At 72.7% G+C, this 21,389-nt stretch carries 14 protein-coding genes; 6 read left to right on the top strand and 8 right to left on the bottom strand.

Annotated features, from left to right (window positions below; genetic code table 11):
- Window positions 1–16 precede the first annotated feature (16 nt).
- Window positions 17–1,399: an FAD-dependent oxidoreductase gene (locus ABZZ04_RS17935; RefSeq protein ID WP_356933166.1), complete on the top strand. Its 1,383-nt coding sequence runs from the start codon at window positions 17–19 to the stop codon at window positions 1,397–1,399.
- A 71-nt stretch (window positions 1,400–1,470) separates the two neighbouring features.
- Here ABZZ04_RS17935 and hemE read toward each other — a convergent pair whose 3' ends face one another.
- A complete protein-coding gene (gene hemE, locus ABZZ04_RS17930; protein WP_148840473.1) occupies window positions 1,471–2,523 on the bottom strand; it encodes a uroporphyrinogen decarboxylase in 1,053 nt (350 codons plus the stop codon).
- Window positions 2,524–2,636: 113 nt separating this feature from the next.
- Here hemE and ABZZ04_RS17925 point away from each other — a divergent pair, with 113 nt between their 5' ends.
- The 5 genes from ABZZ04_RS17925 to ABZZ04_RS17905 all read left to right on the top strand — a co-directional run bounded on the left by ABZZ04_RS17925 (window position 2,637) and on the right by ABZZ04_RS17905 (window position 9,381).
- Window positions 2,637–3,296 carry a DUF3000 domain-containing protein gene (locus tag ABZZ04_RS17925; RefSeq protein ID WP_356933165.1) on the top strand — a complete coding sequence of 220 codons (660 nt, stop codon included), beginning with the start codon at window positions 2,637–2,639 and terminating at the stop codon, window positions 3,294–3,296.
- Window positions 3,297–3,622: 326 nt separating this feature from the next.
- Window positions 3,623–4,285, top strand: coding sequence for a response regulator transcription factor (locus ABZZ04_RS17920; RefSeq protein ID WP_148840003.1), 663 nt, complete (start codon window positions 3,623–3,625; stop codon window positions 4,283–4,285).
- Between the two features lie 123 nt (window positions 4,286–4,408).
- On the top strand, window positions 4,409–5,683 hold the full coding sequence (locus ABZZ04_RS17915; RefSeq protein ID WP_356933164.1) for a ribonuclease D: 1,275 nt from the start codon (window positions 4,409–4,411) through the stop codon (window positions 5,681–5,683).
- Window positions 5,684–6,034: 351 nt separating this feature from the next.
- Window positions 6,035–7,255 carry an acetyl-CoA C-acyltransferase gene (locus ABZZ04_RS17910; protein ID WP_356933163.1) on the top strand — a complete coding sequence of 407 codons (1,221 nt, stop codon included), beginning with the start codon at window positions 6,035–6,037 and terminating at the stop codon, window positions 7,253–7,255.
- Entirely contained in the window at window positions 7,252–9,381 is a 2,130-nt protein-coding gene (locus tag ABZZ04_RS17905; protein ID WP_356933162.1) for a 3-hydroxyacyl-CoA dehydrogenase NAD-binding domain-containing protein, read from the top strand. The genes ABZZ04_RS17910 and ABZZ04_RS17905 overlap by 4 nt, the downstream gene beginning before the upstream one ends.
- Window positions 9,382–9,476: 95 nt before the next feature.
- Here the strand turns inward: ABZZ04_RS17905 and ABZZ04_RS17900 are convergent, their stop codons facing one another.
- The 7 genes from ABZZ04_RS17900 to galE all read right to left on the bottom strand — a co-directional run bounded on the left by ABZZ04_RS17900 (window position 9,477) and on the right by galE (window position 21,226).
- Window positions 9,477–10,865: a GDSL-type esterase/lipase family protein gene (locus ABZZ04_RS17900; RefSeq protein WP_356933161.1), complete on the bottom strand. Its 1,389-nt coding sequence runs from the start codon at window positions 10,863–10,865 to the stop codon at window positions 9,477–9,479.
- 43 nt (window positions 10,866–10,908) lie between these two features.
- Window positions 10,909–12,912, bottom strand: coding sequence for a PIG-L family deacetylase (locus ABZZ04_RS17895; RefSeq protein WP_356933160.1), 2,004 nt, complete (start codon window positions 12,910–12,912; stop codon window positions 10,909–10,911).
- 58 nt (window positions 12,913–12,970) lie between these two features.
- Window positions 12,971–15,844, bottom strand: coding sequence for a stealth conserved region 3 domain-containing protein (locus ABZZ04_RS17890; protein ID WP_356933159.1), 2,874 nt, complete (start codon window positions 15,842–15,844; stop codon window positions 12,971–12,973).
- A 9-nt stretch (window positions 15,845–15,853) separates the two neighbouring features.
- On the bottom strand, window positions 15,854–16,798 hold the full coding sequence (locus ABZZ04_RS17885) for a hypothetical protein (RefSeq protein WP_356933158.1): 945 nt from the start codon (window positions 16,796–16,798) through the stop codon (window positions 15,854–15,856).
- Window positions 16,795–18,651 (bottom strand): stealth family protein, encoded by a 1,857-nt coding sequence (locus tag ABZZ04_RS17880; protein ID WP_356933157.1) that lies wholly within the window; start codon window positions 18,649–18,651, stop codon window positions 16,795–16,797. Before ABZZ04_RS17880 ends, ABZZ04_RS17885 begins: the two co-directional genes overlap by 4 nt.
- A 372-nt stretch (window positions 18,652–19,023) precedes the next feature.
- Window positions 19,024–20,133 carry a hypothetical protein gene (locus ABZZ04_RS17875; protein WP_356933156.1) on the bottom strand — a complete coding sequence of 370 codons (1,110 nt, stop codon included), beginning with the start codon at window positions 20,131–20,133 and terminating at the stop codon, window positions 19,024–19,026.
- Window positions 20,134–20,239: 106 nt separating this feature from the next.
- Window positions 20,240–21,226 carry a UDP-glucose 4-epimerase GalE gene (galE, locus tag ABZZ04_RS17870; protein WP_356933155.1) on the bottom strand — a complete coding sequence of 329 codons (987 nt, stop codon included), beginning with the start codon at window positions 21,224–21,226 and terminating at the stop codon, window positions 20,240–20,242.
- Window positions 21,227–21,389 lie beyond the last annotated feature (163 nt).

The following is a 21,389-nucleotide window of genomic DNA, read 5'->3' as shown; positions in this document are numbered from 1 at the left end:
CGTCGGAGGGACGGGCATGGCGGCGGAGCGACTGGTGATCATCGGCGGTGACGCGGCGGGCATGTCCGCCGCGTCCCAGGCCCGCCGGCTGCGGGGCCCCAACGAACTGGAGATCGTCGCCTTCGAGCGGGGCCCCTTCACCTCCTACTCCGCGTGCGGGATCCCGTACTGGGTCGGCGGCGACGTTGCGGAGCGGGACGACCTCGTGGCCCGTACGCCCGAGGAGCACCGGGCCCGCGACATCGACCTCAGGACGCGTACCGAGGTCACGGAGATCGACGTGGCCGGGCGGCGGGTGCGGGCCCAGGACCTGGGGACCGGCGAGGCGTACTGGACGGGCTTCGACAAGCTGGTGATCGCGACGGGGGCCCGTCCGGTGCGTCCGGCGCTGCCCGGCATGGACGCTCCCGGGGTGCACGGGGTGCAGACGCTGGACGACGGGCAGGCGCTGCTGGACTCGCTGGACCGGGCGCCGGGGCGGCGGGCGGTGGTCGTCGGGGCGGGCTACATCGGTGTGGAGATGGCGGAGGCGCTGCTGAAGCGCGGCTTCGAGGTGACCGTCCTCAACCGCGGCGAGCAGCCGATGGCGACGCTCGACCCCGACATGGGCCGGCTGGTGCACGAGGCGATGGACGGCATGGGCATCACGACGGTCGGCCGGGCCGAGGTCACCGCGATCCTCACCGGGCCGGACGGCCGGGTCCGGGCGGTCGCGGCGGGCGACACCTCCTACCCGGCGGACGTGGTGGTGCTCGGCATCGGGGTGGAGCCGGAGACGGCGCTGGCGCGCGCCGCGGGCCTGCCGCTGGGGCCGCACGGCGGTCTGCTGACCGATCTGTCGATGCGGGTCGTCGGGCACGAGGACGTCTGGGCGGGCGGCGACTGCGTGGAGGTGCTCGACCTGGTGGCGGGCCGGACCCGGCACATCGCGCTGGGCACCCATGCCAACAAGCACGGCCAGATCATCGGGTCCAACGTCGGCGGCGGCTACGGGACGTTCCCGGGGGTGGTGGGGACGGCGGTGAGCAAGGTGTGCGACCTGGAGATCGCCCGCACCGGTCTGCGCGAGAAGGACGCCCGCGCGGCGGGCCTGCGGTTCGTCACGGCGACGATCGAGTCGACGGGGCGGGCGGGCTACTACCCGGGGGCGCTGCCCATGACGGTGAAGATGCTGGCGGAGTACCGCACGGGCCGGCTGCTGGGGGTGCAGATCGTGGGCCGGGACGGGGCCGCGAAGCGGGTGGACGTCGCGGCCGTGGCGCTCACGGCGGGAATGACGGTGGAACAGATGACCGCCCTGGACCTCGGGTACGCGCCGCCGTTCTCACCGGTCTGGGACCCGGTCCTGGTGGCGGCCCGCAAGGCGGTGGCGGCGGTGCGGCGGGCGGGTACCGCCTGAGGGCCTGCCGGGGCCGGGCGTCCACCCGGCCCCGGCAGGCTCCGCGCGCGGGAACGACGCCCGCGCCGTGCTCAGCGCTCGGTGCTGGTGTGCACGTACTCGACGAGCCGGGTCAGCGCGTCCGGGTCCATCGACGGCATCACGCCGTGGCCCAGGTTGAAGACGTGGCCCTCCAGGCCGGCGGCGGCGTCCAGCACCTCCTGGGCCTTCTCCTCGACCGTCGCCGTCGGCGCGAACAGCACCGCGGGGTCGAGGTTGCCCTGGAGCGCCTTGCCGGGGCCGACCCGGCGGGCTGCCTCGTCCAGCGGGACGCGCCAGTCGACGCCGACGACGTCCGCGCCGGCCTCGCCCATCGGGCCGAGGAGTTCGCCGGTGCCGACGCCGAAGTGGATGCGCGGGACGCCGTAGGGCGCGACGGCGTCGAAGACCTTCGCCGACGCGGGGAGCACCGAGCGCCGGTAGTCGGCGGGGGCGAGGGCGCCGACCCAGGAGTCGAAGAGCTGGACGGCCGAGGCCCCGGCCTCGATCTGCACCTTGAGGAAGGCGCCGGTGATCTCGGCGAGCCGGTCGAGCAGGTCCGCCCAGAGCTCCGGGTCGCCGTGCATCAGGGCCTTGGTGTGCTCGTGGTTGCGGGACGGGCCGCCCTCCACGAGGTAGCTGGCGAGGGTGAAGGGCGCCCCGGCGAAGCCGATGAGCGGGGTGGCGCCCAGCTCGGCGGTGAGCAGGCCGATGGCCTCGGTGACGTAGGAGACGTCCTCGGGCGTGAGGTCGCGCAGCCGGGCCAGGTCGGCGCGGGTGCGGATGGGATCGGCGATGACCGGGCCGATGCCGGGCTTGATGTCGAGGTCGATCCCGATGGCCTTGAGCGGTACGACGATGTCGCTGAAGTAGATCGCGGCGTCGACCTTGTGACGGCGGACGGGCTGCATCGTGATCTCCGCGACCAGCTCCGGCATCATGCAGGAGTCGAGCATCGGGATGCCCTCGCGGACCTTCAGGTACTCGGGCAGCGAGCGTCCGGCCTGGCGCATGAACCAGACCGGGGTGTGCGGCACGGGCTCCCGGCGGCACGCCTTCAGGAACGCCGACTCATGGGTGGCGGAGGTCTTCGTCTGCTGGCCCATGGGGCGGTCGTTGGCACTCACACCAGGAATCTTCGCACGAAGCCGCAAGCCGCCGGGCCCGCCCCGGGTGTCCCTCCCTGCGCAAAGCCCCGGTTCCGCCTACTCTTCCCCGCATGGCTCCGGCTCAGGGACAGTTCTCCGATCAGACCGATGGCGCCGACACCAGCGACGGCGAGGAGGGCGGCTTCGTCCCGCCCGCGTTCCGTTCGGCGGTGGACGCGTTGCACTCGGCGCGGCTCCGACCCGAGCTGGAGGTGGAGCCGACACGACCGCCCAGGCGGCTCGCCCCGCACGCGTACGCCCTGGAGGCCGCGGTCGTCGACGGCGAGGAGGATCTCGCCGACGGCCGTCTCGTGCTGCTCCACGACCCGGCCGGGCAGGACGCCTGGCGGGGCACCTTCCGCCTGGTGACGCTGGTGCGGGCCGAACTGGAGCCGGAGATGGCGTCCGATCCGCTGCTGCCGGAGGTGTGCTGGTCCTGGCTGACCGGCGCGCTGGAGGCGCGCGGCCTGTCGTACGGGGAGGCGGGCGGCACGGTGACCCGGGCGGGGTCGCACTACTTCGGGGCGCTGGGCGGGAGACGGCCGGCGACCCAGATCGAGATCCGGGCGTCCTGGACGCCGCGCGAGGGGCGCGGCGGGGTCCCGGACGCCTCGGCCCACCTCATGGCGTGGGGAGACCTGCTGTGCCAGGTCGCCGGTCTGCCGCCGTCGGATCCCGTGGACGCGACGGTGGTGACGCTGCCTCAGCGCCGCGGCCCCCAGGCCCACTGAGGCGGCGGTCCGGCCGGGGCGTCGGACCCGCTGCGGCGTCGCGGCGCCCGCCGGGGTGCCGCACCTCGGAGCCACCGACTCCATTTCTGGCCGAAAACCATCCCCACGCCGGTAACCGTGCGTCACATTCGACGCACCGTTACCGGCGTTCTTTTCGTACAATCAATCGAATGTCCGGTTTGCCAGGAATTGTTACCCACTAAATCGCGATCTTCCCCTAAAGGAGCGCGGGCCCGCTGCCGAAGAGGTCAATGACCCTTCAAGCACGGTTCGCCCCGGCTTCATCCCCGAGCCGGCCCGTCCCGCCACTCCCCCCAGGAGGCCTGGTGTCCGTTCTCCTAGAGCAGCCCGCAAGCCTGGTCGCCTACCGCCCGAACAAGCCGACGGCCATGGTCGTCGTGGCCGACCCGCGCGTCCGTTCCACCGTCACCCGCCATCTGTGGGCTCTCGGAGTACGTGACGTCATCGAGGCGTCGTCCATCGCGGAGGCTCGTCCCCGCGTCGGCAACCCGCGCGACATCTGCGTTGCCGACGTCCACCTGCCCGACGGTTCCGGGCTGACCCTGTTGTCCGAGACCCGGGCGGCCGGCTGGCCGAACGGTCTCGCACTCTCCGCCGCCGACGACATCGGCGCCGTGCGCAACGCCCTCGCGGGCGGTGTGAAGGGCTACGTCGTCACCGGCACCCGAACCAATATCGGCCATCCCGCCCGTCCCGGCGTCGCCCCCATCGGCGCCAACGCCGCCCGTATGCACCGCCGCCCCCCCGGCACCCCGAGCCACCCGGGCGGCTACCGCGAACTGTCCGGCCGTGAGGTCGAGGTCCTCCGGCTGGTCGCCGAGGGCCAGTCCAACAAGGCCATCGGCGTCTCCATGGGCCTGTCCGCCCTGACAGTGAAGAGCCACCTCGCCCGCATCGCCCGCAAGCTCGGCACCGGGGACCGCGCCGGAATGGTCGCCGTCGCCCTGCGCACGGGAATCATCCACTGACGCCCCCGCCCCGGCAGGTCCGCGCGGCCCCGTCCCCGGGGACCGGCCGGTTTGCATGCATCGGTGCCCGTCGACGGAACGTTCCGTCGACGGGCGCCGCACATACACAGATACCCTTGACACGTGACCGACGCCCAAGAGACCGCAGCAGACACATCACTGCGAACCACCGGGGGCGCCCCCCCGGACGACGTCGCCCCGGCGCCGATCCCCTTGCTCGAACCTCGCGAGGGCATCCCCCCGGTGGTGGCATCCGACGACGCCCTCGCCCGGGTGATCTCCGCCTTCGCCGCAGGGTCCGGACCGGTGGCGGTGGACGCCGAGCGCGCCTCCGGCTACCGCTACGGCCAGCGCGCCTACCTCGTGCAGCTGCGCCGGGACGGCGCGGGCAGCGCGCTGATCGACCCGGTCGGCTGCCCCGACCTGTCGGGGCTCGGGAGCGTCCTGAGCGGCAGCGAGTGGATTCTGCACGCCGCCACCCAGGACCTGCCCTGCCTGCGCGAAATAGGGATGACCCCCACCGGGCTCTTCGACACGGAGCTGGCCGGACGGCTCGCCGGCTTCCCGCGCGTCGGCCTCGGCGCCATGGTCGAGAACGTGCTCGGGTACTCCCTGGAGAAGGGCCACTCCGCCGTCGACTGGTCCACCCGCCCGCTGCCCGACCCCTGGCTGCGCTACGCGGCGCTCGACGTCGAGCTGCTGATCGACCTGCGCAACGCCCTGGAGGAGGAGCTCGACCGGCAGGGCAAGCTGGAATGGGCCCGCGAGGAGTTCGACGCGATCGCCTCCGCACCGCCCGCCCCGCCGCGCAAGGACCCCTGGCGCCGCACGTCCGGCATGCACAAGGTCCGCCGCCGCCGGCAGATGGCCGTGGTCCGGGAGCTGTGGACCACCCGCGACCAGGTCGCCCGGCGCCGCGACGTCTCGCCGGGCAAGGTGCTGAGCGACGCCGCGATCGTCGAGGCGGCGCTCGCGCTCCCGCCGAACACCCAGGCGCTGACCGCGCTGCCCGGGTTCGGCCACCGCATGGGACGGCGTCAGCTGGAGCAGTGGCAGGCCGCCGTCGACCGCGCCAAGGCGCTGCCCGACTCCGAACTCCCCCAGCCCGGCCAGGCCCTCGCCGGTCCGCCGCCGCCCCGCGCCTGGGCGGACAAGGACCCGGCCGCGGCGGCCCGGCTCTCGGCCGCGCGCGCCGCGGTGTCGGAGCTCGCCACGCGGCTGAACATGCCGCAGGAGAACCTGATCACCCCCGACACGGTGCGCCGGGTCTGCTGGGAGCCGCCCAAGCACCCGACGCCGGACACGGTCGAGACCGCGCTCGCCGGGTACGGGGCGCGGCACTGGCAGATCGAGCAGGTGGCCCCGCTACTGGTCCGCGCGCTGGCCGCGACGGCCTGACGGGACGTCACCGGGCACCCCGCCGGACACGTACCGGGGTCGTATTCGCGCCAGGTTCCACGGCGGCGCACACGCCGTGCCACGAGCGCCGGACGGGCTGATTCCGCCCCGTCCGGCGCTCGTCGCCGTATCCGCCGCTCTCCCGCACCCGCGACCCGTCCCGCGCGCGGGCCGTGCGGGGGCCCGCGGTCACTGGCCGGAACGGGGCGGACGGGCACCCTTCCCGCGTGTGACCTTCGCCGCTCCCGGCACCAGGGGTGGGCAGTCTGGTTACCCGCAAGTAGCATGAGGGTGCGGCGCGCTCGGGCGCGCCCGCAGCAGTGCCATCCCGCACCCTGGAGGAGAGCCACCGTGCCTCGTACCATCCGGGACGTCGTCTTCGTCGACGGCGTCCGCACCCCGTTCGGCAAAGCGGGCCCGAAGGGCATCTACCACGAGACCCGCGCCGACGATCTCGTCGTGAAGGCCATCCGGGAGCTGCTGCGCCGCAACCCGGCCCTGGACCCCGCGAAGATCGACGAGGTCGCCATCGCCGCGACGACCCAGATCGGCGACCAGGGGCTGACGCTGGGCCGCACCGCCGGAATCCTGGCCGGTCTGCCGCAGTCCGTCCCCGGTTACTCCATCGACCGCATGTGCGCGGGCGCCCTGACCGCCGTCACCTCGACGGCCGGTTCCATCGCCTTCGGCGCGTACGACGCCGTCATCGCCGGTGGCGTCGAGCACATGGGCCGGCACCCGATGGGCGAGGGCGTGGACCCGAACCCGCGCTTCGTCTCGGAGAAGCTGGTCGACGAGTCCGCCCTGTTCATGGGCATGACCGCGGAGAACCTGCACGACCGGTACCCGCAGATCACCAAGGTCCGCGCCGACGAGTACGCGGTCCGCTCGCAGGAGAAGGCCGCCAAGGCGTACGCCGACGGCAAGATCCAGCAGGACCTGGTGCCGATCTCCGTGCGCCGCACCAACCCGGAGGGCGGCGAGACCGGCTGGGGCCTGGTCACCGCCGACGAACCGATGCGGCCGGGCACGACCATGGAGTCGCTGGCGGGCCTGAAGACCCCGTTCCGCGCGCACGGCCGGGTCACCGCCGGCAACGCCGCCGGTCTCAACGACGGCGCGACGGCCTCGATCATCGCCTCCGAGGACTTCGCCCGCGAGAACGGCCTCCCGGTCAAGATGCGCCTGGTCTCCTACGCCTTCGCGGGCGTGGAGCCGGAGGTCATGGGCTACGGTCCGATCCCGGCGACCGAGAAGGCCCTGGCCAAGGCCGGGCTGACGATCGGCGACATCGGCCTGTTCGAGATCAACGAGGCCTTCGCCGTCCAGGTGCTGGCCTTCCTCGACCACTACGGCATCGCCGACGACGACGCCCGGGTCAACCAGTACGGCGGTGCCATCGCCTACGGCCACCCGCTGGCCTCCTCCGGCGTGCGTCTGATGACGCAGCTGGCCCGCCAGTTCGAGGAGCAGCCGCAGGTCCGCTACGGCCTCACCACCATGTGCGTCGGCTTCGGCATGGGCGCCACGGTCATCTGGGAGAACCCGAACTTCGACGGAGGCGACAAGTGAGCTCCACCACCGAACTCCTGAAGGGCGCGGCCGAGCTGTTCCCCGACGAGGTCGTCACCCAGGCGCACGTACGCCACCTCGACCTCCCTGCCGGTGCGGGCCGCTTCGCCCTCATCACCCTGGACAACGGCCTGGACCACACCAAGCCGACCACCTTCGGACCGCAGTCGCTGGCGAACCTGAACGCCGCGATCGACCAGGTCGAGAAGGAGGCCGCCGAGGGTGCGGTCACCGGCGTCGGCATCACCGGCAAGCCGTTCATCTTCGCGGTCGGCGCCGACCTCAAGGGCGTCGAGCTGCTGAAGAACCACGACGACGCGCTGGCCATCGGCAAGGGCGGCCACGACGTCTTCCGCCGCCTGTCCGGCCTCGCGGTCCCGACGTTCGCGTACTACAACGGCGCGGCGATGGGCGGCGGCGTCGAGGTCGGTCTGCACTGCTCGTACCGCACCGTCTCCAAGGCCGTGCCCGCGTTCTCGCTGCCCGAGGTCTTCCTCGGTCTGGTCCCGGGCTGGGGCGGCTGCGCGCTGCTCCCCAACCTGATCGGTGCCGACCGCGCGGTCTCCGTCATCATCGAGAACTCGCTGAACCAGAACCGCCAGCTCAAGGGCAAGCAGGTCTTCGAGCTCGGCATCGCCGACGCGATCTTCGAAGGCGCCGACTTCCTGGAGCAGTCGCTGCTCTGGACGGCGAAGGTGCTGAACGGCACGGTCGCGGTGGAGCGTCCCGAGGTCGACCGCGGGGAGGCCTGGGACCAGGCCGTCGCGCGCGGCCGGGCCATCGCCGACTCCAAGGTGCACGGCGCGGCCCCGGCCGCGTACCGCGCGCTGGAGATCATCGCCGCGGCGAAGAACGGCGACCTGGGTGCCGGCTTCGACGCCGAGGACCAGGCCCTCGCGGACCTGATCATGGGCGGCGAGCTGCGCTCGGGCATCTACTCCTTCAACCTGGTCCAGAAGCGCGCCAAGCGCCCGGCCGGTGCCCCGGACAAGAACCTGGCCCGTCCGGTCACCAAGGTCGGCGTCGTGGGCGCCGGCCTGATGGCCTCGCAGCTGGCGCTGCTGTTCCTGCGCCGCCTGGAGGTGCCGGTCGTGCTGACCGACATCGACCAGGAGCGGGTCGACAAGGGCGTGGGCTACGTCCACGCCGAGATCGAGAAGCTGCTCGGCAAGGGCCGGATCAACCAGGACAAGGCCAACCGTCTCAAGGCCCTGGTCTCCGGTGTGCTGGACAAGGCCGAGGGCTTCTCCGACGCGGACTTCATCATCGAGGCCGTCTTCGAGGAGATCGGCGTCAAGCAGCAGGTGTTCGCGGAGGTCGAGGCGGTCGCCCCGGCGCACGCGATCCTCGCCACCAACACCTCCTCCCTCTCGGTCACCGAGATGGCCTCGAAGCTGAAGCACCCCGAGCGGGTCGTCGGTTTCCACTTCTTCAACCCGGTCGCGATCCTGCCGCTGCTGGAGATCGTCCGCGGCGAGCGGACCGACGACGCCTCGCTGGCCACGGCGTTCGGCGTGGCGCGGAAGCTGAAGAAGACCGCGGTGCTGGTGAAGGACGCCCCGGCGTTCGTCGTCAACCGCATCCTCACCCGCTTCATGGGCGAGATCCAGAACGTCATCGACGAGGGCACCCCGGTCGAGGTCGCCGAGAAGGCCATCGAGCCGCTCGGCCTGCCGATGTCCCCGCTGGTGCTGCTGGAGCTGGTCGGCCCGGCGATCGGTCTGCACGTCTCCGAGACCCTGAACCGTGCCTTCCCGGACCGGTTCACCGTCTCGGAGAACCTGGCCGCGGTCGTGAAGGCCGGCAAGCGCGGCTTCTACGTCTACGACTCCGGCAAGCCGGAGCTGGACCCGGAGGTCGCCGCGCTCCTGAAGCAGGGCGACGTCGTCCTGACCGAGGAGCAGGTCCGCGACCGGGTCCTGGACGCGGTGGCGCAGGAGATCGGTCTGATGCTGGACGAGGGCGTCGTCGCCGAGGCCCAGGACATCGACCTCTGCCTGATCACCGGTGCGGGCTGGCCCTTCCACCTGGGCGGCATCACGCCGTACCTGGACCGTGAGGGCGTCTCGGAGCGGGTCAACGGCAAGAAGTTCCTCGCGCAGGGCGTGGCGAGCGTTCCGGCGTAACGCCCCTTCGCCGACACGACGGCGGGCCGTACGGAGACCACTCCGTACGGCCCGTTCCGTGTTCCGGGGAGGGCGGGGCGGGCGGCCCCGCCGCGTCACCAGGCGGGCAGCGCCGGGTAGTGCTCGCAGCCCGGACCGCAGGGCACGCGCGCGGACATCGACGTGTGCAGCCAGCTGTCCTCGGGAACCCCGTGCACCTTCAGCTCCAGCCGTGCCGGGGGCGAGTGGATGGCGCTGAACACCGCGACGAACTCCACCGTGTAGGTGCCCGGCCGCCAGTCGTGGGGGTGGGTGACCCGCCAGCTCCCGTCGTCCTGCACCGGGGCCTCGGCGATCAGCCGGCCCCGCTCCAGCACCATGACCTTCCGGACGCCGCGCCCGGCCGTGCCCGAGAACCGGGGCCGGGGGCCGCTCCACGCCCCCTTGCGCGGCCCGATCACCTCGGGCGCCTCCAGCCGGTCGAGGACCTCGAACTGCGTCTCCGCGGCCGTGGACACCGCGTTGCCCGCGAGGGCGACCGCGGTCACCTCGTGCCGGCCCGCGGGCCACTGCACGGCGCGCCGCCACTGCCAGGTCCCGTCCTCGGCGACGCGGGTCCCGCCGAGGTACTCCCCCTCCTCGAAGAAGATCACGTAATCGGCGCCCGTCGGCGCCGTTCCCGTCAGTTTGCGTCCGGCGCCGACCGGTTCGGCGAAGGCCGGCGACGTCACGGTCGGGGCGACGGCCACCTCGGGCCGCGCGGTCAGCGCGAGCTGCGGCTGCTGCACGGTGAACTCGGTCTGCACCGGCGGCGCCTGTCCCGGCACCAGCCGCTGGACGTCCACCAGCCCGGGCGGCAGTCCCGGCACTCCGGCCAGGCCGCTCGCCACCAGCCGCGCCGCTTCCCGGGCCCCGGCGTGGTTGAAGTGGGAGGCGTCGACGATGCCCTGCGGGTGCCCCGGGTGCTCGCCCGGGTCCAGCCACCGGTAGAGGCCGCGGGCGCGCATGGGCCCCAGCTCGGCGAGGAGCCGGGTGGTGGAGGCGTTCATGTCGACGGCCGGGCAGCCGAGTTCCGCGGCGGCCTCCAGGGTCAGCCGCGCGTATCCGTCATGGGTGTCCACCGGATTGCCCGAAACGTCGAAGACGCAGCGGGCCGCCGGGGTCACGAGGACCGGCACGGCGCCCTCGGACCGGAGCGCCTCGACGTACAGCCGCAGGTACTCCTTGTACTCCCGCGGGCCGTGGTACCGGTTGAGCTGGTTGATGCGCTGCTCGACATGGCCGAAGGCGATGAGCACGAGGTCGCCGGGACCGACGAGGGTGAGCAGCGCGGCGAACCGCCCCGTGTAGTAGTCCCGCAGCGTCATGGCGTCGCGCGCGTAGTTGCGCACGTCGCAGTCGGGCCCCAGGAACTCCTCCAGGTACTGGCCCCAGCCCGCGAGCGGCGCCTCCGCCTCGGTGCGGGAGGCGGCCACCGAGTTGCCGATGACGCAGATCTTTCGCATGTCTTCTTCTCGTCTCCGTTGTCGCGTGGCCCCGGGTCGGGGGTCAGCACGCCTGCCAGGGGCCGAGGGCGGCGCCCGGCCGGGCTTCTTCCTGCCGTGCCCAGTGCAGTCGGCCGTCCGTGCCGAGCGCCGCGACGACCGCCCGGCCGTACGCGTCGGCGGCGACGGCCGGGGCACCGGCCATCTGGATCTCGTGGCGTTCCCAGTCGGGCCGCGCCGCGCCGTGGTCGTCCGCGGACAGCACGGTCACCGCGGGCCTGCTCCGTTCGTCCCTGCGGGCGACGACCAGGAGGTCGTGGTCGGGGGCGAGCAGCCGGAGCGCGGCGACCGCCCCGGTGCCGCCGTCGTCGCTGAGCCGCTCCACCCGCTGTTCCCACGTTCCGTTGGGGCGCTGCCGGTGGCACATCACCGCCCCGGAGTCCTCCTCCCGGTAGAACAGCGCCACGCGGTTGCGGCCCACCTGCACGGGGGTGAGGCCGGAGGCCGGCCGCCAGCTCTCCGGCACGCCGGTGACCAGCTGGTCCTCCAGCTTGAACGGCCCGTACACGGCTTCCTGCCGCCACCGCACCCCGCCGGTGCGGTTCGTGGCGTACATGTCGATGCGGCCCGTGGAACGCAGCACGGTGGTCAGGGAGTCCTGCATCCAGCGCCCGCCGAGCGTCTCCCAGGCGGTGAACCCCTCCGGCGTCTCGCGCCGCAGGCTGACGCCCACCGAGAAGTTCCGCACGAAGACGTGGAGGTGGCCGGCCGGGTCCACCACCGCCGCGGGCACGCCGACCTCGCGGCAGCGCCGCCAGTCACGGGTGGCCTCGTCGGGGTTGCCGAGGGATTCCCAGGGCAGCACGGAGCCGGTGTGCGCCTGGCGCCACATGCGCACCACCTCGACGTCGGCCCGGCCCTCGGCGCCCTGGAGGCGGCGCAGCCCGACCAGGTGGACGCCACCGGTGCGGTCGGGGGCGACGTCGAGGCACGGCAGGAGGTCGCCGCCGGGCAGCAGGAGCGGTCCCTCGAAGCGTCCGGCGCCGGCTTCGGTCTCCGTCCACACCGCGGCCTGGTCGCCGAGGACCGCGTAGGCGGCGAGCCGGCCGTCGGCCTGCCGGTGCAGCCACCGGGTGCCCTGCGGGTAGCGGCTGCGGGTGCTCCAGCCGTAGCGGCGGATGTCGGCGCCGTCACCGAGCTGGAGGTCGCCGCAGTGGCGGTGGGCGCAGGCGTGGCCGTCGGCCCCCGCGTACACGTCGATCAGGGACTTCTTCAGCGCGTGGGAGCGCTCGCTCAGGTTGCTCGGCCAGTTCTTGTTGCCGTAGCCGGTGAAGTGCTCGACCAGCGGCGGGCGGCCCCCGGCGCGCAGGTGGCGGCGGAGCGCCTCGCGGGCGAACTGGGCGGTGGCGGTGTGGTCGGCGTGGTCGCTGGAGGTGATGCCGCGTGCCTCGTCGTACGACTCGTGCAGCGGATCGGGGTCCATGGTCCACAGCGCCGTGGGCTGCGCGTAGGAGAGCAGTTGCACGAGGGCGGTGACCACGTCCTCGCGGCCCAGGGCCTGCGGCTGGTGCAGCTCGGACCCGGCGGCCAGCAGGGTGGGCTGGCGGGCGGCGCGCCCGTCCCACAGGCTGGTCAGCCGGGCCTGCGGCTGGTCCGCGGGGAAGCCGTGCGCCGCGTCCGCCATCCGCAGTCCCAGGAAGAAGAGCTGCACGTGCGGTGCCTGCTCCAGGTAGAACCGCTCCGCGGCCACGCCGGGGACGAGTTCGACCGGTTCCCGGGCCCAGGGGGCCTCCCGGTCGCCGAGGACCATGGTGGCGTAGGCGGCGCACAGACCGTTCTGGCGTGCCTCCATGTATCCGGCGAAGTCGACCGGGGCCTGGTCCCGCAGCGGGTCGCGGGTGTCCACGTTGCGCCCGTCGGCCTCACCGGCGGTGAGGTAGACGCTGGTGACGCGGTGGCCCGCGGTCAGCAGCCGGTACAGGTCGGGGTTGACGAAGTAGAGGTCGTCGTCGGCGTGGGCGAACACCTGGAACAGCGAGGTGGCGTTCGCCCCGGCGGGCTGGGTCATGGTCGGTGGACACTCCGATCGGGCACGGCTGGCGAACGGCGGACGGCGCGGGAGGTGCTCACAGCGGCCACTGCGGCAGTTGTCCGGCGTGGAAGCGCTGGTTGCGCGGGGAGCCCGCCTCGAACTGGCTGGCCACCGGGAAGTACGAGGGCAGGAAGGCCGCCAGGACGGCGTCCTGCTCGTCCTCGGTGACGTCGCCGTCGTGGTAGTCGTTCAGGCAGAAGACGTCGTGCGGGCGGTTGAGCTGGAGGCGGGAGAGCCGCTGCTTGTGCTCGCTCAGTCCCACGTTGACGAAGCCGCAGTTGATGCTGCCCGGGGCCGACCGCTGGGTGTGGAAGCCGAAGTAGTGGTGCAGCGACGACGCGATCGCGAGGTCGGAGTGGCTGCGGAAGCGGCTGGCGGCGGTCGTTGCGACCGCATCCGGGTACTGGCGTTCGATGTCGGCGAGGACGCTGCGCCGCAGCGGGTGCGGCGCGTGCAGGAACGAGTGGGCGAGGACCTGTCCGAAGGTGTCGGCTATCAGGCCGCGGTTGTTCTTGGCCGCGCTCATGTTGAACTCGTCGCCGGTCGTGGCCGGTCCCATGGGCACGGTCGTCGGGGACATGAAGTGCTTGGCGACGCCGTTGCCGTGGAAGAACATGCCCGGCTGGAGCACCCGGCCGATGAACACGTCGTCGTTGAAGTACAGGAAGTGCTCGGACAGCCCGTCGATCCGGTGCAGCTGGCTCTCGATGGCGTGCGAGTTGTACGTCGGCAGCACCGACGGGTCGGCGAAGATCTCCCGGTGGTCGACCACCCTGATCCGGGGATGGTTCAGGTCGAGCCATTCCGGCACCTGCTGGTCGGTGACCAGGTGGATGGTGCGGATCCACGGGGCGTACATGTCGATGGAGCGCAGCGAGTAGCGCAGCTCGTCCCGGTCGCGGAAGCGGGCGGCGCTGCTCGCGGAGTCCTCGGTCTGCATGCCGAGGGCGCGCATCACCGCGTTCTTCCGCTCCAGCCAGGCGACGTCACCGCCGTTGACCCAGGTGTACACGGCGTCGACGGGGAAGCCGATGTCCCCGTGGACGGTGTGGGCGTACGGCTCGATGGTGGGGTAGACGCGTCCGCCGAGCACGGTCTCGTGCACCCGCATGGTCCGGGTGGGCACCCGGTCGCCCACCAGGGTGCGGACCGGGGAGACCATCATGTACGGGTCCTCCGCGTCCTCCTCCCAGAAGTTGATGGTGCAGCCGTAGACCCCGGCGAGGCGGAGGGTGCGGGCGGGCGTGACGGCGTTCTGGTAGACGCGCACGGCCGGGCAGGTGGCCTGGGCGTACTTCTCGGCGAAGGCGGCGAGGACGGTGGCGGTGGGGCTCTGGCGTTCGTTGAGCAGCGCCACGTAGACCGCGCTGCCGCCGTGCGCGGCGGTGAGCGCCTTGAGCACGGCCTCCCGGTTGGAGGTGTGGACGGCGACCGCGTGCCGGACGTTGGTGTCCCGGGTGACGAAGTACGGGATCTGCGCGTGCTCCAGGGCCGTGGCGACCAGTGCCAGGTTGTTCTGGACCACGTCCCACGGGGATTCGCTCCCCAGCCTGCGGCACAGCTGTCCGCCGTCGCGCACGAGACCCCGGTCGGAGCGCAGCAGCCGCTCCTCCAGGGCCCGCTGCTCCTTGGTGTCGACGGAGGTGGCGGGGGCGGGGGCGGCCGGGCGGAGGATTCCCTCCTGGCCGCTCATCAGGGAGTGCAGGGCCTGCCGCTCCGCCTTGCGGGCCTCGCGCTGCCCCGACGCCCGCTCGTTCGCCAGCTCGGCGAAGACGTTCTCCCACATCGCGGTCACCACGGGCGGGGCGAGCCGGGCGACGGATTCGGCGGCGGCGCGGCCCATGTCGTGGCGCAGGGGGGCGTCCTCGATGAGCCGGATGAGCGCCTGGGCCGCGGCGTCGGTGTCGTTCGCCGGGACGAGGATGCCGGTCCGCCCGTCGAGGACGACCTCGCGCGGGCCGTTGGGGCAGTCGTAGGAGACCACGGGCACACCGGCGGCCTGGGCCTCGGTCAGCACCAGCGGGAACGCCTCGTTGCGGGAGGTCATCAGGGCGATGCTGGCCTTGGCCCACTCCTCGGCCAGGTGGGGGGAGTTGCCGTTGAGCTGGACGCTGTCGTGCAGGCCGAGCACGTCGATCTGCCGTCGCAGGGCGCCGGAGAGCGGTCCGTCGCCGAAGACGCGCAGCGTCCACGTGGGGTGCCGGCGGACCACGGTGTCCCAGATGGTGATGGCGTGGTCGATCTGCTTCTCGCCGACCAGTCGGCCCGCGATGACGACGGTGCGGGTCTCCAGGGTGGAGCGGGGCCGGAATCCGCGCGGCAGGGCGTTGGGGACGACGTCGATGCGCGGCGCGCTGTGGCCGAGGGTCTCGGCGAACCAGTCGCGCGTGCGGTTGCTGAGCACGGCGAGCGCGTCCAGGCGGGAGGCGTAGCGCAGCAGCGGTTCGGCGCTGGCGCCGCGCAGTTCGGAGACGCGGTGCTCCTGGTGGAGCGTCATCACGTGCGGGGGCGCCAGCTGCACCGCCAGTGCCATGAGCGCCGGTGTGGTGGTGATCAGCAGATCGGTGTCGGTGTGCTGGAGGGCGTACTCCAGTTCCAGATCGGTCAGCCTGTTGAACGCCGCTTCCCAGGCGGGGTCCACCAGGGCGCTCGGCCGGTCGGCCACCTGGGCCCACGCCTCGGCGGCCAGGCCGGTGCGGCGGACCGGTACGGGGGCGGGTCCGGTCCGGTCGATCAGGTAGTCGACGCGGATGCGCTCGTCGATCGGGAAGAACAGCTGCGGCTGGGTCTTGAGGATGCTCAGCACGCGGACGTCGTGGTTGCCCACGAGTTCGGCGGCCTGGTTGAACACCGCTCGTTCGGTGCCCCCGACGGCGTCCGCGGTGAGCAGGAGGAAAGTGATCTTCATTGTGTGCGGTTACGCGGCTTCCGTCATCGGGCTGCACTGGATGCGGAAGTTACCCGCGGGCGTGTAGCGGGGCAGTACGAGCATGGGGGATCCGCCGACCGGCGTCACGGTGGTCTGCCGGACGGCGAAGACCCGGCCGGGGTTGCGGACGTCGTGCAGGCGCCGTCCCAGGCGCATGTCGCGCAGGTTGTCCGAGCACAGGACCAGGTCCCACTGCTCGGCGCGGTCGCGGCGCGGCGCCATGAGGTGCAGTGGTGCGGACACCTGCCACAGTCCCTCGTCCAGCCGGACGGCTCCGGCCTCCAGGCGGCGTCCGGAGGCGACGAACTCGACCCGGGGGGCCTCGGGCTCGTCGCCCCCGACCACGCGGAAGGCGACCTCGGCCTGGCTGTGGGTGACGTGCACCCGTACGACCTCCACCGAGGGCTGGGACGGGCTGAACGTCACCCGGGCGTTGCCGGTGACGCTGCGGCCCAGCCGGTAGCGGGCCCCGGTCGCGGCGGACGCCTCCATGGGCCGCGTCGGGCCGCCGTACGGCACGGGGAGGTCCACGAGGAGCAGGGGCAGCGTGCGGCGGCGCATCCCCCGTGACAGGCGCAGCCGGATCTTCCAGCGGCCGGGGGTCAGGGGCAGGCCGTTCACGTCCTGCCCGAGCAGGATCGCGGCGTCCATCGCGACGCCCCCGTCGTGGTCGGTGTAGACCCTGGCGTCCGTGGCGAGCCGGCGGCCCCTGCGCCTCAGCTCGATCCGGGCGTCCTCGTCCGGCCGGACCCAGTGCGGCATCCGGGCGTGCAGGTTGACGGTCTGCCCGTCGAGCACGGCGGCGTAGTGGAGTACGGCCGCCCGGCCCTTGCGCCGGGGCAGGAAGAACCGGCGCAGCAGGACGGATCGGACGCGGGTGGTCTGACGGCGCGTCCTGCGGCGCAGTGCGCGCAGAGGTCGTCGGCGTTTCATCGGGGGGCTCCGTCGGCGGGACCGTTGTGGGTGGGAACCGCGTCCAGGCCCAGGGGCAGGACGCGGCGATCGTTGAGCCGGGTGGGGCCGGTGATCCCGTCGGGCAGCTCGTACCGGCTGGGGACGGGGAAGTAGTTCTCCAGGAACGACCGGACCATGCGGTCCTGTGCCTCGGGGTCGGGGTGCACGACCGTGTCGTTGAGGCAGAACGTGTCGAAGTCGCGGCGGGCGAGCAACGAGTTCAGGCGGTGCCGGGCCTGTTCGGCGGCGAGGTCCACGTAGACGTAGCGCAGGTTGCCGACGGTCGCGCGGCCGGTGTGGAAGCCGTAGTAGTGGTGCAGGGACGAGGCGATCGGTACGTCGTCGGGTGAGCGGAAGCGCGAGTGCTGGGTGTGGCGGTGCTCCTGGTCGTACACCGACTCGATGTCGGCGAGGACGCTGCGGCGCAGTGCGTGCGGGGTGTGCTTCATCTTCTGCGCGATCCGGGTGCCGAAGGAGCGCTCGATCAGGGCCCGGCTGTTCTTGCCCGCGGCGTTGACCGGCAGGTCGTCGTGGATCGGGGAGCCGGCCGGCACGAGCGCCTTGGACTGGAAGAACTTGCTCAGCCCGTTGGCGTGGAAGAAGTGCCCGGGGGTGAGCGGGCGGCCGAGGAACACGTCGTCGTTGAGGTACAGGAAGTGCTCGGACAGCCCGTCGATCCGGTGCAGCTGGCTCTCGATGGCGTGCGAGTTGAAGGTCGGCAGGGCCGTGGGGTCGGAGAAGATCTCACGGTGGTCGACGACCCGCAGGCCCGGTACGTCGGTGTCGAGCCACTCGGGCACCTGTCCGGCGGTGACCAGGTAGACGTTGCGCACCCAGGGCGCGTACTGGTGCAGGGAGCGCAGCGAGTAGCGCAGTTCGTCGCGGCTGGTGAACCGGGCGTCGTTGGCGGCCTGGGCGTGCAGGCTCGGGGCGGGCGCGCCGGGGCGCCCGGAGCGGGCGGCGTCCCGTTCCGCGGCCCACACCGGGTCCGAGTCGTCGACCCAGGTGTAGACGACGTCGATGGGGAAGAGGTGGTCGTCCGGCAGTGGCTGGGTGAACTCCGGCAGGGTACGTGTGACGCCGGTGGCGTAGGCGCCGGGCACGAGGGCGAACAGGGCCTGCGGGGCGACCGGCCGCGGTGTGTCCGCGGGGACCAGGTCGACCACGCGGTTGGGGCGGGGGGCCTCGTACCGGCCGTCCCGTTCCGTCCAGAACTCCAGGTCGCACCCCTGGTCGGCGCCGAAGACGAGGCTCTGTGTGGGGTCGGTCACGTACCAGGCGAGCCGGAGGACGTCGTGCTTGCGCAGCTGGCGCCAGGATCTGCCGTCCTCGCCCGGCCGCACGTCCGACTCCGACGCGGTGGCCGTGCCCACGTAGCCCGGGGTCTGTTCGAAGGCGATCTGGAGCATCTCCTCCGCCACCTCGCGCAGCGCGGCGGGCACCGCGACCGTGGGTACGTCCTTCGTGGCGCCGCGGACGCAGAAGTACTCGACGCCCCCGGCCTCCAGCGCGGAGACGAGGATGTGCAGGTTGCGGGCGCGGGCCGCCCACGCCGTGGCGCCGTCCACGAGCAGGGCGTGCATGTGCCGGCCCTCGACCCGGACCACCCGGTGCGTGGAGGCGGCGCTGTGCCGGGGCGTCCTGCGTCGGCCGCCCATCGCCCAGACGACGGTCGCCGACCGCACGGCCTCGACGGAGGTGAGCGAGGACTTGACGGCGGAACGCAGCGGCAGCGGCACCTTGCGGACGATGCCCCTGCGCGCGCCCACGGGCACCACGGACCGGTAGGCCGAGACCAGCGATCCCGCTTCCGGGTTGTCGGAACCGACCACGAGGCATCCACCACCCACGCCACTGCGGTCCAGCGCCTATCCCGTCCGGACACCTCTTCGTGCCCGGACGTCGAACGGTATGAGACCGAAACCTGTCATTCGCCATGCGGACCGCCCCGCCGGGGGTCCACCCTGCTCACCGACGAGCAAGTCACAGAACTTTCACATAAAAAACTGATCAACGTCCAACCAAAAAGACGGACATATCCGACATATAGTCGTGAGGAATCCCACCAACCGGTCGTACAACCTTTTACAACTTCACGAGAACATCACATGGAATCGAGGTGACGCACCGGTAACGCCCCGGTGGCGCACCGGCGTTGCCCCTTCCCGCGCCCCGGAGGCCGTCCGGGGCACCGGCTCATCGGGTCACAGCCGGTTCCAGTGCGGCGGGAGCGTGAGCCCGGGGCCCTCCTCCTGGCGGACGACGGACACGCCCCCGTCCCGCCCGCAGACCGCGACGACGACGCGGCCGTGCCCGTCGAGGGCGAGGGCCGGGTCGCCGGCGCACTGCTCGGCGGTGTCCGACCACCAGACGCCGTGCTGCTCCCCCTCGGTGCCGCAGACCCCGATCAGCAGGGTGCCGGCCGCGCCGCGCTGCGCGAGGACCGTGCAGTCGTAGCCGTCGAGCGGGGCGCGCAGTGCCACGACGGCACCGTCCCCGGGCTCCCCGCCCACCGGCACGGGCCAGGCGCCCGCGCGATGGGCGACGACGCCCGCCGTGTTCGCGTCGACCCAGTAGTGGGTGAGGCGGTCCGGTGCCGTCTCCAGCGCCGTCACGGATCCCGCCGACGCGTGGAACTGGAGGGGCGGCAGGCTCCGCAACGGGCCGTCCGGGCTCTCCTGGCGCCACTGCTGAACCCCGCGGTCACTGGGCGCGAAGACCTCCACGAGCCCGCCCGAGGTCGCCGACGCCACGAGTTCGGCGGCGAGTCCGGCCCCTTCGAGGTCCCGCCAGGCCTCCCACTTGCCGCCCTTGCCCTCGCGGCGGAGCTGCAGTCCGTGGCCCGCGTTGCGCACGAAGACGAAGACGGTCCCCCGTGCGTCGACGGCCCCGGCCGGCGCACCGATCCTCCGGCCCGCCTCCCGGTCGCGGTAGAAGTTGCCGAGGGAGCGCCACGCGGTGAGGGGGCGACCGGTCTGGTACTGGACGGCGTGCACGATGTCCACGCGCGGCCCGTCGGAACCGTGGCGCTCGCGCCGCCCGAGGAAGTGCACGTACGAGTCGGCCCCCTGGACGACGGCCAGGTCCGTCAGGTCCGCGACCGGCATGAACTCCGGTCCGTCCCACCGGTCCCCGCCCGCAGCGCGCTGCGTCCAGCGCAGCAGGCCGCCGTCCGTGCGGGTGTAGAGCGTGAGCCTGCCGTCCTTGCCGAGCGTCATCCAGCGGCCGCGCGGCGTTCCGGAGATCCGGCGGCGCCCGGACGACGGGGCGGAGGGGCGGGCGTCGCTCGCGGAGTCCGGTCCTCTTCTCCGCATGACCCGCAACACCCTCTCCGCTTCACCGGTTCTTCATCCTGCCCCCACGGGGCCGACACATCATATGCTCGGCGCCGGTCCGCCCCGCGGACCGGCGGCACCCGGTTCAGCGACGCGCCCCGGGGTTCCGCAGGCACCATCCCTCCCACGCCGAAGCGACCATCGCGCGGGCGTCGTGCCGGGCCGACCAGCCCAGTTCGGAGCCGATCCGGTCCGCCGAGGCGACGACCCTGGCCGGGTCGCCCGCCCTGCGCGGGGCGCTCACGGGCGTGGCGGCGGCCCCGTACCCCGTCACGTCGCCGATCAGTTCGATCATCTCGCGCACCGAGACGCCCTCGCCGCGGCCGATGTTGAGGGTCAGGTCCGCGCCCGGTCCGCGGTCGAGCAGCGCGCGGGCCGCGGCGAGGTGGGCCGAGGCGATGTCGTCGACGTGGATGAAGTCGCGGACACAGGTGCCGTCGCCGGTGTCGTAGTCGTCGCCGAAGACCACCGGGGCCTCCCCCCGCGTCAGCCGCTCGAAGACCATGGGCACCAGGTTGGACACACCGGTGTCTGCGAGGTCCGGGGCGGCGGCGCCGGCGACGTTGAAGTACCGCAGCGAGGCGGTGGCGATGCCGTGCGCCCTCCCGGCGGCGCGCACCATCCACTCGCCGGCCAGCTTCGTCTCGCCGTAGGGGTTGATCGGGGCGCACGGGGTGTCCTCCGTCACCAGCCGCACGTCCGGCATGCCGTAGACGGCCGCCGAGGACGAGAAGAGGAACGCGCGCGCCCCTCCCCCGGCCGCCGCCTCCAGCAGGGTCTGCAGGCCCTGCACGTTCTCCCGGTAGTAGTGCAGCGGGCGCTCGACGGACTCCCCCACCTGCTTCTTCGCCGCGAGGTGGACCACGCCGCGCACCGACAGGTCGGCCAGGGTGTGCCGCAGCAGGTCCGCGTCGAGCGTCGATCCCCGGACGAACGGCACGTCCCCGGGCACGCGCGCGGGGTCGCCGGTGGAGAGGTCGTCGTACACCGCGACCCGCTCGCCGGCCGCCCGCATGGCGCGGACGACGTGCGCCCCGATGAAACCCGCTCCGCCCGTGATCAACCAAGTCATGGGCGAATAGTAGTTCGAGGTGCACACATCATGATTCCGGGGGCCAAAACACCCATTCGCACGATCCTCTGTTCTATAGTGCACGGTCAGTCATGCACGCACGGACCGGCCACACCCCCCACCCGAGTCCCACGCACTTCACCGTCCGCTCCGGGCACTGAGA

This window comes from Streptomyces sp. NPDC006435, assembly GCF_040612315.1.
In the GTDB taxonomy this organism is placed as follows: Bacteria; Actinomycetota; Actinomycetes; order Streptomycetales; family Streptomycetaceae; genus Streptomyces.
Note: the sequence above shows the minus strand (reverse complement) of the source record. Positions and strands in the feature narration are given on the sequence as shown.

Excerpts from the sequence above, each read along its gene's own strand:
- ABZZ04_RS17935 (WP_356933166.1), top strand. The coding sequence starts at position 17 with ATGGCGGCGGAGCGACTGGTGATCATCGGCGGTGACGCGGCGGGCATG.
- hemE (WP_148840473.1), bottom strand. The coding sequence starts at position 2,523 with ATGGGCCAGCAGACGAAGACCTCCGCCACCCATGAGTCGGCGTTCCTG.
- ABZZ04_RS17925 (WP_356933165.1), top strand. The coding sequence starts at position 2,637 with ATGGCTCCGGCTCAGGGACAGTTCTCCGATCAGACCGATGGCGCCGAC.
- ABZZ04_RS17900 (WP_356933161.1), bottom strand. The coding sequence starts at position 10,865 with ATGCGAAAGATCTGCGTCATCGGCAACTCGGTGGCCGCCTCCCGCACC.
- ABZZ04_RS17895 (WP_356933160.1), bottom strand. The coding sequence starts at position 12,912 with ATGACCCAGCCCGCCGGGGCGAACGCCACCTCGCTGTTCCAGGTGTTC.
- ABZZ04_RS17890 (WP_356933159.1), bottom strand. The coding sequence starts at position 15,844 with ATGAAGATCACTTTCCTCCTGCTCACCGCGGACGCCGTCGGGGGCACC.
- ABZZ04_RS17885 (WP_356933158.1), bottom strand. The coding sequence starts at position 16,798 with ATGAAACGCCGACGACCTCTGCGCGCACTGCGCCGCAGGACGCGCCGT.
- ABZZ04_RS17875 (WP_356933156.1), bottom strand. The coding sequence starts at position 20,133 with ATGCGGAGAAGAGGACCGGACTCCGCGAGCGACGCCCGCCCCTCCGCC.
- galE (WP_356933155.1), bottom strand. The coding sequence starts at position 21,226 with ATGACTTGGTTGATCACGGGCGGAGCGGGTTTCATCGGGGCGCACGTC.